We start from the raw sequence: 15344 nt of genomic DNA on the forward strand, positions 1-15344 counted from the left end.
TACCCTATCTTTTTTGAGGCGATTTGTCTAGAATTGCCTCCCTGTCTGTTTTTCAGGCAACCTGTCACCCCGTCAGGCTTTTTGATCGCCCAATGTAATAAACAGCCCAGTCAAAAAGCAAGACAGCAAAGAAGATTTAACTATCTTCTCCGGCTCTACCTCTTTGACTTTTGACCTGCATAGTCCTATTCCCAACAATATAAGATAAGCTCCACCCAGGTATCTTATTAAAGCAAATAGGCTATCCATCATTTCAGCGAGAAGTGATAACCCGCCAATGGTTATTTTTATAAAAACAATGTCACCCGCTACTATTCCTAAAGTAGTGAAAACACCATGAATAAATCCAAATGTAGCTGCTCTTGTAGAGACAGTTAATACACTGAAACTCGGAATAGCAGCCAGAACAGCCATCGCACAAAATAATGCAACTATGCTGCTCAATGTCATACTACTTTGCATGAGCATAACCCCTATTTGATATGAGTCAATAGCATCTCGTCAACGTAACGCCGGATCACCTGTTGTTGTTGCTCCGCGCTGAGGTGTTTGGCTTGAATGAGGAAGTCCAGGCTAACTCCATTGACAAGGGCTAAAAGAGCATTGGCTTCTAACTCAAGGTCTGCATCATCTCGAATCAGTTCAGCTGAGTGAAGAGCTTGCAACTCTTGCAGAATTACCTCACGGAGTTGAGCCGCACTGTGTTGGTGTTCAGCCATCAGGGAATCTCGCCCAACGGCATATCCCAAAAAGGCTAACCAGACCTTGAGAATCGCTTGTCGTTCTACATCAAGCGGCAGAAATGCTGACATGATGTTTAAGAGCCGCTCGACTCCGAGTACCTGCTCCCTTTGAGCGTGCATTACCTTGAGTAAAGACTGAGTGACTTGATGAAGGGCAAAGAGTATCAAGTCTTGCTTATCTCGAAAATAGTGGGTGACAACTCCCGTAGTGCAACCAAGTTCTTGAGCGAGCGCTCGCATACTGGTGCGATCTAACCCCTCTCGAACAATAACTCGCCAAGCGGCTTCACAGACTTCAAGACGGCGATCTCGTTGGGACATAACTATCAAAGATATCTAAGGAAACAGCGAGCAACCTGATTGACAACTTATCATAACAGTTGTTATTTTATAACACAACAACTGTTATGAGGTATTTCCATGAACTCTGACGGTAAAAATCTTTCACCTCGCGGAGGGTTCGGTGGTTTAGTGGATCGGTTTGTCGGGCCGGGTGCGACAAAAGCTGAGTTACTATTGCAATTTGTACCGGCCTTGGTGGCGATGGTGGCGACTCCAGCCTATGCGTTAACCCTCAGAGTCCAGTGGACACAGTTGCAGTTAGGATTCATGGCACTTCTGGCGTTTGATTTAGTGGGGGGTGTCCTCACCAATGCCACATCCACTGCTAAACGCTGGTATCACCGGCCTGGTCAGGGTTTGCGGCAGCATCTGACATTCGTATCTATTCATCTGATTCATGTTTTGCTGGTAGCCTTGCTGTTTCGAGGAGGAGATTGGGGGTTCTGGTTTGGCACATCTGGCTACCTATTGGGAGCATCAGTTCTGATTCTGGGCTCGCCCCTCTATCTCCAGTGTCCAGTCGCACTGGGACTTTACGGATTATCGCTGCTTGGCAATTGTTACCTCGTTTCCCCTACGCCTGGTTTGGAGTGGTTTCTGCCGTTCTTTTTTCTCAAAATTATGGTTAGCCATTTGCTTCCAGAAACGCCCTACTACACCGACACATTTCAGGATTTTCATCAGGATTGATTAATGCAGCTAAGGGCCGGCTTCTGTAAAGTGACTTCTGGATATTCAGATGCCGATGGATGCAATAAGATTAGTAAGTGAGCAGCCAAGTATTTGAGGGCCAATGGCTAAGTCGGCATATATTTGAGGGCCGCTAAACGCGGTAACCCAGCCCTATGTTTAAGCGCCGATGAATATTGGAGTATGTGGATGTAGATATAGAGAAGCCGATATATGCTCCAAGGTCAGGGAATGAGCGAGTGAATATTGCAGGGTCGGTTGATATTGTAGAACCAGTGCATGGTGCAGGGCCGATAGATGGAGAGATTCTGATGGAGGCTCAGGGGCCGGTGCATACAGTGGCGAACCTCCAGACACCAATTGCTCTGCTGGATGGCCGGTGGATTTTTGGGGGCCGGTGTAGGGGGCGGGACAGGCGAATACTTAAAAACCGGTGGATGGCGGGGCCGGTGGATGCCGTTGTGCGATCCTATTTATATTAGTAGAAAAGAAAAATATAGCTTTAATGAACCAAGCACAACAAAAATTACTCGATCTCGAACAGCGCATAGAAGTGCGGGTGCAAGATATTCGCGCTTCTCGTGACTGGTGGCCGTGTCGTCGCGGATGCGATCAATGTTGTCGTCAGTTGGCACAACCTCCTGAACTTAGTTTACAGGAATGGGCACGAATTGATGAAGCAGTTGCAGCATTATCGGCAACCGTACGCGCCGAAGTCGTCCAGAAAATCGAGCAACTTCTGGTGCAAATAGCGAAAAATATTGTAGGTTCGCACGTTGTTTGTCCCTATCTTGATGAAAATGAAGGTGCTTGTCGGATTTATGATGCACGTCCGATTGCTTGTCGCACCTATGGCTTTTTTGTTGCTCGTAATGGCAGTGATTACTGCCAAATTATTGAAAAGGAGGTTTTTTCTCGTACTGATGCTGCTACCGATATTGTATGGGGAAATGCGGAATCTATTCATAATGAGATTGAACGAGTTTGTGGAAAACTAATTCCCTTTGATGCCCATTATCAACGTAGTAATTCTTTGTAAATAACATTTACGCTTGAATCAAAAATCAAAGTTAATTTTAAACAGAGGATTTGACATGGCAACTTATCTAGTCACGGGTGCTAATCGCGGAATAGGTTATGAATACTGTCGCCAATTGCAGGCAAAAGGAGATCGCGTTATTGCTGTCTGTCGCAATGCTTCCAAGGAATTGAAGCAGCTAGGGGTGCAGATCGAGGAAGGATTTGATATTACCTCGGATGCTTCGGTTGCTTCCTTGCGAAGTCGTTTGAGTGAGATTGCGCTTGATGTTTTGATTAACAATGCCGGAATTCTCAAGCGAGTTACTTTGGAAGACTTAGATTTTGACAGTATTCGAGAACAATTTGAGGTCAATGCTTTAGGAGCCTTACGAGTTACCAATGCGCTACTGCCAAATCTCCATGCAGGTTCTAAAGTTGTGTTGATGACAAGTCGGATGGGTTCAATTGGAGATAATACTTCTGGCAGTTCTTACGGTTATCGGATGTCGAAGGTAGCCTTATCAATGGCAGGGAAATCTTTATCTATCGACCTCAAACCGCGTGGGATTGCAGTGGCAATTCTCCATCCAGGTTTAGTGCAAACTCGCATGACAAATTTTACGGCGGGAGGAATTACGCCAGAGGAATCTGTAAAGAATTTGTTGGCGAGGATTGAAGAGTTGACGCTGGAAAATACGGGTACTTTTTGGCACGCTAATGGTGAGGTTTTACCCTGGTAAGTGCGTGACACCTATTTGAAGGTTCATTTACTTTATATGAGAGATACGGATATCGAGGTTGTTATTGCCTACTGGTAAGGGTGTAATCTGGTTATTCTTTCTGCCATGCTGATGCAATAAGCTTCAATAGTGGTTAACTCTTGATGCAATTGAATCAAGATAGTGTTACAATCTCAGGTAGTTTAAAGCTGACTCTTTCCTGGTTTTGGTTCTCCTGCAATTTATGTCTAACGCTGCTTGTGACCGTCTTAAGCAAAATACTGAAAGAATTATGCAAATGTGGGAGCAACGGGCGCGTGATGAAGTCAGTGCATCAATACACCAGGACTCTCTTGTATTGCAAAATTCGCTACCTAAATACTTAAACCAACTGGTAGATGAACTTTCAACCAAGATTGAAAGGACACCAGCCCGAATCGCATCCGACGAGATAGAAAGCACGCGAATTGGCAAACTGCATGGGCATGAACGGGCGGGCTATGCTGACTACTCCCTGACTCAACTCATTTTCGAGTACCACATCCTACGTCAAGTAATCTTTCAGGTTTTAGAAGAAGAAGCGCCTTTAGGAGTTAGGGAACGAGACATTATTATCGACTCGATTGAGCAAGCCGTTAATGACGCTGCCACTCAATTCTCAAAAACGCTGCGAGATATTCAAGAGTTATTTATCGTGACGCTAACTCACGATCTCAGAGGCCCAATTAATGTTGTGAAAATGGGAACTCAACTGATAATGCGTCGGCTTGAACGAGGAGACACCCACATTGATGTAGCAGCAAGGATGATCAATTCGATTGATCGGTTGGATTCGATGATTCAAAATCTGCTTGATGCGAGTCGGCTGCGGGCAGGACAGGGCTTAAAAATTGAATTTGAAGAATGTTATTTAGACAAGTTAGTCCACGAAGTAGTGGAGGATTTGAACTTCACTTATGGAAAGCGGTTTGTTGTAGTCTCTGATTCTAATATCAAGAGCTATTGCAGCCGTAAAGAAATACGGCGGGTGATTGAAAACTTAGTAATTAATGCTGTGAAATATGGCGATCCTAGCACGCCAATTACACTCACGCTCCAGCAATTTGAAACGCAGATCTGCCTTACCATTTATAATGAAGGCGATCCGATTGCCCCAGACGCTCAATCAATCCTATTTCAACAATTTCGGCGAACCACCTCTGCTGAGGAGCAAACGGGATGGGGATTAGGATTATTTTTGGTAAAGAGTATTATTGAAGCGCATCAAGGGACGATTGAAGTTGAAAGTGAGGAGGGCAAGGGGACAAGCTTTATTGTTAAGTTGCCTAGATTTCCCAGTTAGTTGGCCCAGTTGCTCGTAAAGGGCTAAAGCGCGATTGCCTGTAAATATAGCAACGGACATATCGTAATGGACATCGTATTTGGATTTAAAGGGAAGAGGGAACAGAAAAATGTCCTAACAGCCAAGGCGACTGCTATATATAGCAATTCTATTTGAGTTGTGAGCCAGCGCAATAAATCCCCGGCTTCTCTTGTGAAGTCGAGGATCTGGCCTACTGTAAGCGGTAATCACACGAGGCTTAAACAGTGCGGAGTCGTTTTCGAGAGCGAGCCCCTGCTTTTGGGGACTTTTGGGGGCGGCTGGGTGCCGATGGTGCCTGGGATTTTGCCCAATTACTGCGACGTTGCTTGGATCGCTTAGACTTCGGTTCCTCTGGCCCAGACTGAGATGGAGCGGTTGGCTCGTATCCCGGAATCACTTCTTTGCTCAGGCTTTGATTGAGCAACCGTTCGATGTCCTTTAAATAAGGATATTCATCCTTAGAGACTAGAGAAACCGCTCGTCCAAGGTTTCCAGCGCGACCTGTGCGACCAATGCGATGCACATAGTCTTCTGGTACGTTGGGCAGTTCAAAGTTCACCACATGGGGAAGCTGGTCTATATCTAGTCCCCGTGATGCTACGTCGGTCGCCACTAATACCCGCACTTTCCCTTGCTTAAAGTCTTGCAGCGCACGGGTGCGGGCTGCCTGAGTTTTGTTGCCATGAATTGCAGTGCTTTTGATCCCATCTTTAGCAAGCTGCTCGGCTAGACGGCTGGCTCCGTGTTTCGTGCGGGTGAAGACGAGTACCTGTTCCCAATTGTGGAACCTAATCAGATAAGAAAGGAGTTCTCGCTTGCGATCACGATCAACAGGATGAACCACCTGTTCCACCTGCTCTGCGGCGGTATTGCGGGGAGCTACTTCGATCTGGGTTGGAGATTTTAGCAGAGTGTTGGCAAGCTGCTGGATTGCTTTAGAGAATGTGGCAGAAAACATCAGCGTTTGCCTCTGTGCGGGCAGTTTCGCCAAAATCTTGCGGATATCGTTGATGAAGCCCATGTCTAACATCCGATCGCATTCATCCAGTACCAGTATCTCTATCTGGGAAAGGTCTATGGTCTTCTTCGCAACGTGGTCGAGCAACCGACCGGGCGTGGCGACTAGAATATCAATTCCCCGACGCATGATTTGAATTTGCTGCCCAATTCCGACGCCGCCATAGACTGCTGCTGACCGCAAGGACAGGTATTTACCGTAGGTTTTGACGCTATCGTTGACCTGATCTGCCAATTCGCGGGTGGGGGTGAGTATGAGGGCGCGAGGCTTGCGATGCCCGTTATTGGGGTTGGTAGTACCCAAAAGTTGCAGTAGAGGCAGGGTAAAGCCAGCCGTCTTGCCCGTTCCAGTTTGGGCGCTGGCGAAAATGTCTTGCCTTTTGAGGATGGCGGGAATTGCTTGCTGCTGAATGGGAGTTGGTTCGGTGTAGCCAGAGTCGGCAACGGCACGAAGCAGGTCGGTCGAGAGACCGAGGTTACGAAATATCATAGATACGATTGCTCCTAGTAATGCCCCTCTCCCAAATTAAATACCTGGGGCCAGTCTAAGAGCAGGAATTTTATGGTTCAGTTGGATAGTTTGAACCAGCTTTTTTTCAATGCGCCAGTAACAGACCGGAATGTACTCGCAATTATTTATTATAACAGAAATCCTGATTCTTTATTTAGAGTGCACGGAAAGGGCTATCCTCAATCCTCACCTTTAGAGTAAAGACATCTGCTCTTATTAGGAGCAAAATCACAGACAGAAACAACTAAATAATTATATTGTTGATTGAGTCTGCATATTCCTAAACAATTTTTTTCTCAATCTATGCTTATACCCTTAATGATTGCTCTATCCCAGCCAGTGCAGTTAGTGCAAGCGGAAACCTGCAAAATAACGGTATTTTTCAATAGTCGCATCCGGTATGACGATGAGATTAACAATTGCCCCATCTTAAAAGGTACTTTTTATAACGATGATTGGAAGGTTGAGCTTAGTCAGTGGGAGCCAGGATTATATGTTTATCGAGGAATTAACCGAATTACTGGGGATAAAATTGAACTTATGTCTTCCCAAGTTGGCGGTACTGTAGATCGGCCACAGTACCGATTCAAAAATGGTGAATTCCTATATAGCGTTTCAAATGAGATGTAAACAGAAGTTGTTAGATAATGATAAAATTAAAGCGATGTTTATGGAAAAGATTATTATGGAATACCTAGAAATAAAAAGGGTAATTAAAGATTTGGATCAGTTGATAAAAAGCAATCCAGATTCAGGATAATTAAAGAGAGCGTTCGCTGTAAAACTTGCTTTACAAGGTTGGAGATATTCAATGATTGGCACAACTTTAAATGTATCAAAGAGCTTCATTACTAAGTGGCAAAAAAGATTTAAGTCAGCCGGGATAGAAGGCATCAAATTATCTTATCAAGGGAGCCAAGGTTATTTAAGTAGAGAGGAAAAGCAAGCAGTAATCGCTTGGCTCCAAAAACAAGAACATTGGGACTTGTCAGAACTAGAGTGTTATTTAATTGAGCAATATGACGTGGTTTTTCAGTCCCCAATCAGCTATTATAGCTTACTTGCAGAAGCTAAGATTAGTTGCTGCAAAGCCCAAAAAAAGAACCCTCGTAAAGACCCTGAAGTCGTCAAGAAAAGAAATCAAGAAATCCACTTTATGTTAAAAAGATTAATGCCGAGCATTAAATTGGAAGACATTGCTGTGTATGCAGTAGACGAAGTTCACTTGTTAGAAGGATCTCTGATTAGTCATGGGTGGGGAGACAGCCAAGAAAGATTAAAAATTCCGATTATCAATTGCATTGAAGCGGCAAACCTATTAGGTCGCTTTAGACCTGATAAACCAAGAATTAATTGTGCGTGCTTATCAAGCAGGAAATAGTGATTCGACAGTGGACTTTATTCAAGAACTAATTAAACTTAATTCCTGAACGACACATTATTTTCGGGGAGGGAACCGCCTATCATAGAAGCGAATTAATCCGGCAATTCCTGAAGATAGTTAATCAGGATTTACCCCCCCAAGCATGGAAAGTAACTTGTTATTTATTTGCTCCTTATGCTCCTGAAAACAATCCAATTGAAGCAGAAGCTTCATTGAAAAGCTTACTTAGACGGTGTTACCGCTTCTGTAAAAACTTTACCATTATGAAGCGATTGTTTAAGTGTTTAGTTGATTTCAAGTTGTTTACTTTTCCTGATCTCAAAAACTATGATCTTTTTCATGTCTCATCTGAAAATGCTATATCAATCGAACTCATAAAATTCACTCGTATCATCACATCCACATACGAGCGAAATTTGCCTGTGCCACCCCATCCACCGGCATTCGCATATCCATCCGCCCAAACCAGATCCGCCAGGTTCTGAGCATTCGGCTGAGTCTCCCCATCCACCGGCCCCTCAACATCCACCGTCCTTACAAAATTCACCGGCCCCTAAAAATCCACCGGCCCCTAAAAATTCTCTGGCCTTTGAACATCCACCGGCGCTCCGCAAAGCGTCGGTTTTTTAGTTTTTGGGGTAAGGGGGAATTTTAAGATACTAGAGAGAATGGTAACAGCGATTGAACCCAGCCTCCTGAAAGTTTATACAGCAAGTACGAGGTGGTGCTGCGCCACATACTGACCCTAGATGGTCAAGTGTTATCGATCCATGATATTGTCGAGAGATGGGGACTGCAAGTCGCGTATCAGTTTAAGGACATGAAGCTAGATAGCGCAAGGCATATTGAAATGTTGGATGGATTAATTGGTCAGCACGAGGATTTTTGGGTAAAGAAATTGGCGACGTTACAGCCACTTACGATTCCCTATGCAGATCCGATGGTATCACACTTGGAACATAAGCGGTACACAAGTGTAAAGATGTCCATAGCGCATGAGGTCACAACATTTCTGGAGGCTCGCCAGCCCGAATGGAATCAAGGCGACTTCCTGTTTGCTGCTTTTGCTACTTATCTAGCCCGTATTGGAGGAACTGGATGTTTCGATATCGGATTTAGAGATGTCGAGATGCAACGGGAGTTAGTAGGGCTCGAAGGCTTGTTTGCATCAATTGTTCCTTGTCGCGTAGATATAGACGACGAGCAAAGTTTTGAGGAAGTTTTTAAAAGTTTTAGGCCGCAAGTGGAGTTGACCAAACTTCACAAGACTTATGCGCGTGATGTCGTAGCGAGGTATCCGGCTCTTCGTTCATTGCCTGAACTGAGTCGTGAGCCGATGTTTCCGGTGGTCGTAGAACGGGTAGAAAAACTAGACGACAACCAAGCTGGGTTAGGGGATGAGTTGACTCTGGTCATTCCATCAGAGGGGAAAGAATGCTGTTGGCTCTATAACGCCGAGGCATTAGATGGTGACAGCATTGCCAGGATGTTGGATCAGTTTGCTACTTTTTTGCAAGGTATTGTAACTGACCCCGAAAGGCGCGTTGCCGATTTGCCTCTGTTATCTGAGCCGGAGCGTCACAAAATTCTGGTGGAGTGGAATAATACTCAGGCAGATTACCCCAAGGATAAGTGTATCCATCAGTTATTTGAGGCTCAGGTGGAGCGGACACCAGATGCGGTGGCGGTAGTTTATGAAGACAAACAGTTAACCTATCGGGAACTGAATGCAAGAGCGAATCAGCTAGCGCACTACCTGCAAAAACTCGGCGTGGGACCAGAGGTTTTAGTGGGGATTTTTGTCGAGAGATCACTTGAGATGATGGTGGGGCTTCTCGGTATTCTCAAAGCAGGTGGAGCCTATGTGCCTCTAGATCCTGCGTATCCCTTTGAACGTAAGGCGTTCATGCTGTCAGACTCCCAGGTTTCGGTGCTATTGACCCAAGAGAAGTTGCGAACGGGATTGCCTGAGCAGGGTGCGGAGGCGATCTGCTTAGATACAGGCTGGGGGGTAATTTCTCAGGAGAGTGAGGACAATCTCAACAGCGGGGTTAATCCCGCCAACTTGGCTTATATAATTTACACCTCTGGGTCAACCGGCAAACCAAAGGGAACGATGATTGTCCACCAAGGATTGGTCAATTATCTAAGTTGGTGTATAAAAGCTTATGCAGTAGCCGATGGGGTTGGTTCTCCGGTTCATTCTTCGATTGGCTTCGACGCGACCATTACCAGCTTATTCTCTCCCCTATTGGTAGGACAGAGGGTAGTCTTCCTCCCAGAGAAGCAGGAGATAGAGGCTCTTAGTGCCGTCTTGTGTTCTCAAAGTAATTTTAGCCTCGTCAAAATCACTCCAGCCCATCTGGCACTACTCAGTGAGTTATTACCCAGTAAGCAGGCGGCGGGTCAGACAAGAGCCTTAATTATCGGTGGCGAGGCTCTCTCGAAAAAAAGCATTTCATTCTGGCAGACTCACGCACCTGAAACTAGACTAATCAACGAATACGGCCCAACAGAAACGGTTGTCGGATGCTGTATCTATGAGGTTCCGGCTCAGACCACCCTATCAGGTTCGATTCCAATTGGTCGTCCTATTGCCAATACTCAGCTTTATATATTAGATCAATCTCTCCAACCCGTCCCCATCGGAGTCACGGGTGAACTGTACATCGGTGGCGATGGCTTAGCGCGGGGCTATCTCAACCGGCCAGAGTTGACAGATCAGAAGTTCATCCCCAACCCCTTTAGTAACGACCCCGCAGCACGTCTGTACAAAACTGGAGACTTAGCTCGCTATCTACCGGACGGCAACATCGAGTTTCTCGGTCGTATTGATAATCAGGTAAAAATTCGTGGCTTCCGAATCGAACTCGGCGAGATTGAGGCAGTGCTGATGCAAAACCGGGCTGTTCAGGATGCCGTAGTTATAGACCAAGAGTACGGCCTTAATGACAAGCGCCTAGTAGCCTATGTGGTTAAGGGCCAGGAGCAAGTCCTCTCAATCAGTGAACTGCGTCGCGACCTAAAGCAGAAACTGCCCGATCACATGATACCCTCGGCATTTGTGCTGCTGGAAGCACTGCCGCTGACACCGAATGGTAAGGTGGATCGCCGCGCTCTGCCAGTGCCCGACGCCACCAGAGCCGAACTGGAAGAAGATTTTGTGGCTCCTCGTACGCCTGTTGAAAAGGTGCTGGCAGAAATCTGGGCTGAAGTGTTGGGCGTCGAGCGAGTCGGCATCCACGACAAGTTCTTGGAATTGGGCGGACATTCCTTACTCGCTATCAGGATTGTAAGTCAGTTGCGTGACTCCTTAAAGGTGGAGTTACCTATAAGTACCCTGTTTGCATCTCCAACTGTAGCCGATTTAGCCAAGCGCATTGAGGCTGGTGATCAGGAAAAGCCTTTCTTGCAAGCTCCTCCTATCCGACCCGTTTCTAGGAACCAAAACTTGCCTCTCTCGTGGAACCAGCAGAGGCTGTGGTTCCTGGCACAATTAGAACCCAATAGTCCTGTTTATAATGAACCCTTCACCATTCGCTTGGGGGGTGCTATAGACGTAGATGCACTCTCAAAAGCCCTCAACGAAATCATCAAACGTCACGAAAGCCTGCGCTCTCGCTTCATCACAATAGATGGCCAGCCTGTTCAGGTGATAGATCCACCCTCTAGTTTCAACCTAGCAGTAGTGGATCTCCGACAACTACCACAAGACCAACGGGAAGCCGAAGCTTTGCAGTTGGCAACTAGGGAGTCTAAGGATCTGTTTGACCTAACTTCTGGGCCACTGCTGCGAGCTACGTTGATGCAACTGGCAGATCAGGACTACAGATTATTCCTGACTGTTCACCACATCGTCATTGATGGGGTTTCGATCTACAGCGTGTTTCTTCCAGAACTCGCTGCACTCTACGAAGCTTTTTCTACCGGCAAACCCAGCCTACTAGCAGAACTGCCCATACAATACGTTGACTTTACCCTGTGGCAACGACAATGGCTGGCGGTCGAGATTCTGGAAAGTCAATTAGACTACTGGAAACAGCAGCTACGGGGCGACCTGCCTGTACTACAGCTACCTTATGACCGTCCGCGACCCGCCGTTCAGACCTTCCGAGGTGCAAGGCAATGTCTGACATTATCCAAAGACCTAACCTTGGCACTCAAAACTCTTTCGCAACAAGAGGGAGTTACCCTATTTATGACGCTGCTGGCAGCGTTCAAAACCTTGCTCTACCGCTACACGGAGCAGGAAGATATGGTGGTGGGCACGGTCAGCGCAGGTCGCAACAGACCGGAGATTGAAGGGCTAATCGGGTTTTTCCTCAACACCCTAGTGTTGCGTACTGATATGTCGGGTTCCCCTAGTTTTCGACAGCTACTAGGACGAGTGCGGGAAATAACACTAGGAGCTTATGCCCATGAAGACGTGCCTTTTGAGAAGCTAATACAGGCACTCAAACCTGATCGCAATTTAAGCCATAACCCCCTGTTTCAAGTGGCATTTGTTTTGGAACCTCCAATGCCATCTTTGAATTGTGGCTGGACTATGAGCCAGTTAGATATCCAAACCGATACGGCGAAGCTCGATTTGACCCTCGAACTAGACGAAAGACCAGAAGGGATTATTGGCCGCTTTGAATACAACACGGATTTGTTTGAAGCCAGCACTATCTCGCGGATGATCGAGCACTTTCAGACTTTACTAGAAGGGATTGTTACTGACCCCAACAAGCGCCTCTGGGAATTGCCCCTCTTGACGGTAGCCCAACAGCAGCAACTGTTAGTGGAGTGGAATAATACCCAGACAGATTACCCCCATCAAGCCTGTATCCATCAGTTATTTGAAGCCCAAGTAGAGCGAACTCCTAACGCCGTTGCAGTAGTCTTTGAAAACGAGCAATTAACCTACCAGCAGCTTAATTATCGTGCCAATCAACTAGCACACCACCTGCAAAAATTGGGTGTGGAACCAGAAATGCTTGTCGGAATTTGTGTAGAGCGATCACTTGAGATGATCGTAGGACTCCTAGGCATTCTTAAGGCTGGTGGGGCTTATTTGCCGTTAGACCCATCGTATCCCCAGGATCGTCTAGCCTTCATGCTGGAAGATGCCCAGGTGTCGGTGCTATTAACCCAACATTCGCTAGTCGAGGGTTTTTCCGAGTACAAAGCACAGCGTTTCTGCTTGGATACCGACTGGGAAATAATCGCCCAAGAGAGCGAGGAAAAACCCATCAGTAGGGTGACAGCAGATAATCTAGCTTACACAATCTACACATCGGGTTCTACAGGGAAACCCAAAGGAGTGCTAGTAACCCATCAAAACCTAGTCCACTCCACCAGTGCTCGTCTTTTTTATTACAGCGAACCCGTCACCAGTTTCTTCTTACTTTCGTCGTTTGGCTTTGACAGTTCGATTGCAGGCATCTTTTGGACATTGTGCCAGGGAGGCATACTTGTGCTACCCCCAGCAAAGTTCCAACAAGAGCTATTACAGCTTACAAAGTTAATTGCTCAACATCGTATATCGCATTTATTGAGTCTTCCCTCTCTCTATAACCTGATTTTGGAGCAAGCGGAACCACAACAGCTTACTTGTCTTCGTACTGTTATTGTGGCAGGCGAACCGTGTTCGAGAGAGTTGGTGGAACACCATACTAAGCTTCAGGCTCATACATCTTTGTTCAACGAATACGGCCCAACAGAAGGAACGGTATGGAGCAGTGTATATCATTGTCAGTCTTCGGAACTCAGAACACAGGTTCCGATTGGTCGCCCTATTGCCAATATGCAGATATATCTGCTGGATAAATATTTGAATCCTGTTCCCATTGGTGTATCGGGCGAGATTCACATCGGCGGCGCAGGCATCGCCCGAGGCTACCTCAACCGCCCTGAGTTAACCAAAGATAAATTTATCCCCAACCCCTTTAGCAATGAACCGGGGACGCGCCTTTATAAAACTGGGGATCTAGCTCGTTATCTACCCGACGGCAACATTGAGTTTATGTCCCGCATAGATAATCAGGTAAAAATTCGTGGTTTCCGAATCGAAGTAGGGGAGGTTGAGTCAACTCTATCCCAATATCCTACTGTGCAGCAGTGTGTCGTAACAGCAAGGGTTGACTATGGAAGCGACAAACGTTTAGTTGCCTATATTGTTTCAAACCAGCAGCAGAAACCCACTACCGACGAACTACGATGCTTCCTTAAGCAAAAGCTCCCTGACTATATGGTGCCATCAGCGTTCGTTTTCCTAGACACCCTACCCCTCACACCCAACGGGAAAATAGACCAGCGCGCCCTGCCCGCACCCGACGGGATCAGGCAAGATCCAGCGTACCTTGTGCCTCCTAGCGATGATTTAGAAATCCAACTAACAAAAATTTGGGAAAACGTTTTAGGCAAAAAGCCCATTAGTGTGAAGGACAATTTCTTTGATGTGGGAGGGCACTCTTTACTAAGCGTGCGTCTATTGACACAAATCAATAAGGCATTCGGCAAAAGCTTGCCTCTGGCTGCTCTCTTCCAGGCACCCACAGTTGAGCAATTGGCCAGCATTCTCCGCCAGGAAGGATACTCAAAACTTGGGTCTGCTCTGGCACCGATTCAGCCTCACGGTTCCAAGCCACCTCTTTTTCTTTTTCAAGGCATCGGCTTATACCACGCTTTGGCATCTCATCTGGGTTTGGAGCAACCCGTTTATGGGTTATCAATAGAGATGATGAATGCAACAGACGCTTCCTTCAACCCTGTTGAGCTCGCGGCTCATTACATCAAAGAAATGCGAATAGTCCAGCCTCATGGCCCTTATTTTCTAGGCGGTTTATGCTTTGGAGGAATGGTAGCACTCGAAGTAGCTCAACAGCTTCACGCAGAGGGTGAGAAGGTAGCTCTGCTAGCTTTGTTGGATACTCTGGGTTTAGGTGCATACACACCCAAGCCTATCCACAAGCGGGCTTTGGGCTTCTTGAGTAACCTTTTGGAATTCGGCCCTGCCTATGGTCTGAAGAAAGTCAATGATTTGAGCAAAAAACTTCAGAGGATTTACTACAAATTTTTCCAGCCTAACGGTCTTCGTGGGTCGGACAACACTGGATACAAAACTTTTCAGGAGGCATACGGAGAAGCCCAAACCCAATATGTACCGCAAGCCTACTCAGGTCGAATAACGCTCTTTGTATCTAGTATGCAAACTACTGTAAGCGACTCCTGGTACGATCCTAAGTTGGTAGAGATTGATAGTAAATTCGGCTGGGGTGTGTTGGCTGTTGGAGGATTGGATATCTATGAGGTTCCTGGTGGACATCTTAGTATGTTGCAAGAACCCTATGTACAAGTGCTAGCTGAAAAATTGAAAGCTTGTATAGATCGTGTGCAGGCGGATGATTTAGCTCACATTCCATCCCTGTGCTCAGACCCGTTTGTCTGCGATAACGAAGATTCAACGGGGTAGCACATTCAGACAATATTGGGACTTACATAATTAGCACTTCTCTAAAATCATACAATAGTAGCTAGGGTGTCGGTACAGTATTAGACCTTAACAAAACCG

The 15344-nt window shown here is 46.3% G+C and carries 11 protein-coding genes and 1 pseudogene; 8 read left to right on the plus strand and 4 right to left on the minus strand.

The window, feature by feature from the left end; all coding sequences use genetic code 11:
* Positions 1 to 72 precede the first annotated feature (72 nt).
* Positions 73 to 462 (minus strand): LysE family translocator, encoded by a 390-nt coding sequence (locus tag NG798_RS23115; RefSeq protein WP_261226076.1) that lies wholly within the window; start codon positions 460 to 462, stop codon positions 73 to 75.
* A gap of 11 nt (positions 463 to 473) precedes the next feature.
* Positions 474 to 1064, minus strand: coding sequence for a TetR/AcrR family transcriptional regulator (locus NG798_RS23120; RefSeq protein ID WP_261226077.1), 591 nt, complete (start codon positions 1062 to 1064; stop codon positions 474 to 476).
* Positions 1065 to 1163: 99 nt separating this feature from the next.
* Here NG798_RS23120 and NG798_RS23125 point away from each other — a divergent pair, with 99 nt between their 5' ends.
* The 5 genes from NG798_RS23125 (at position 1164) to NG798_RS23145 (ending at position 4856) form a co-directional block, all read left to right on the plus strand.
* Entirely contained in the window at positions 1164 to 1775 is a 612-nt protein-coding gene (locus NG798_RS23125; RefSeq protein WP_261226078.1) for a hypothetical protein, read from the plus strand.
* A gap of 239 nt (positions 1776 to 2014) precedes the next feature.
* Entirely contained in the window at positions 2015 to 2257 is a 243-nt protein-coding gene (locus NG798_RS23130; RefSeq protein WP_261226079.1) for a hypothetical protein, read from the plus strand.
* Positions 2258 to 2280: 23 nt separating this feature from the next.
* Positions 2281 to 2814 (plus strand): YkgJ family cysteine cluster protein, encoded by a 534-nt coding sequence (locus NG798_RS23135; RefSeq protein WP_261226080.1) that lies wholly within the window; start codon positions 2281 to 2283, stop codon positions 2812 to 2814.
* Between the two features lie 55 nt (positions 2815 to 2869).
* The gene (locus tag NG798_RS23140; RefSeq protein ID WP_261226081.1) at positions 2870 to 3535 is read left to right on the plus strand and encodes an SDR family oxidoreductase; all 666 of its coding nucleotides are present in this window, start codon (positions 2870 to 2872) and stop codon (positions 3533 to 3535) included.
* Positions 3536 to 3806: 271 nt separating this feature from the next.
* Complete coding sequence (locus NG798_RS23145; protein ID WP_261226082.1) at positions 3807 to 4856, plus strand: sensor histidine kinase KdpD; 1050 nt, start codon at positions 3807 to 3809, stop codon at positions 4854 to 4856.
* A gap of 238 nt (positions 4857 to 5094) precedes the next feature.
* Here NG798_RS23145 and NG798_RS23150 read toward each other — a convergent pair whose 3' ends face one another.
* Entirely contained in the window at positions 5095 to 6384 is a 1290-nt protein-coding gene (locus NG798_RS23150; RefSeq protein ID WP_261226083.1) for a DEAD/DEAH box helicase, read from the minus strand.
* A gap of 324 nt (positions 6385 to 6708) precedes the next feature.
* Between NG798_RS23150 and NG798_RS23155 the strand changes: the two genes are divergently transcribed.
* Together NG798_RS23155 and NG798_RS23165 are read left to right on the plus strand one after the other, a co-directional pair.
* Positions 6709 to 7035 (plus strand): hypothetical protein, encoded by a 327-nt coding sequence (locus NG798_RS23155; protein WP_261226084.1) that lies wholly within the window; start codon positions 6709 to 6711, stop codon positions 7033 to 7035.
* A gap of 145 nt (positions 7036 to 7180) precedes the next feature.
* Positions 7181 to 7786 (plus strand): annotated as a pseudogene (locus NG798_RS23165) (transposase); the annotation flags it as partial.
* A 340-nt stretch (positions 7787 to 8126) separates the two neighbouring features.
* Here NG798_RS23165 and NG798_RS23170 read toward each other — a convergent pair.
* Positions 8127 to 8336 (minus strand): hypothetical protein, encoded by a 210-nt coding sequence (locus NG798_RS23170; protein ID WP_261226085.1) that lies wholly within the window; start codon positions 8334 to 8336, stop codon positions 8127 to 8129.
* Positions 8337 to 8639: 303 nt separating this feature from the next.
* Between NG798_RS23170 and NG798_RS23175 the strand changes: the two genes are divergently transcribed.
* A complete protein-coding gene (locus tag NG798_RS23175) occupies positions 8640 to 15245 on the plus strand; it encodes a non-ribosomal peptide synthetase (RefSeq protein ID WP_261226101.1) in 6606 nt (2201 codons plus the stop codon).
* Positions 15246 to 15344: the final 99 nt, after the last annotated feature.

Origin of the sequence: Ancylothrix sp. D3o (genome assembly GCF_025370775.1) — a bacterium.
Classification (GTDB): Bacteria; Cyanobacteriota; Cyanobacteriia; order Cyanobacteriales; family Oscillatoriaceae; genus Ancylothrix.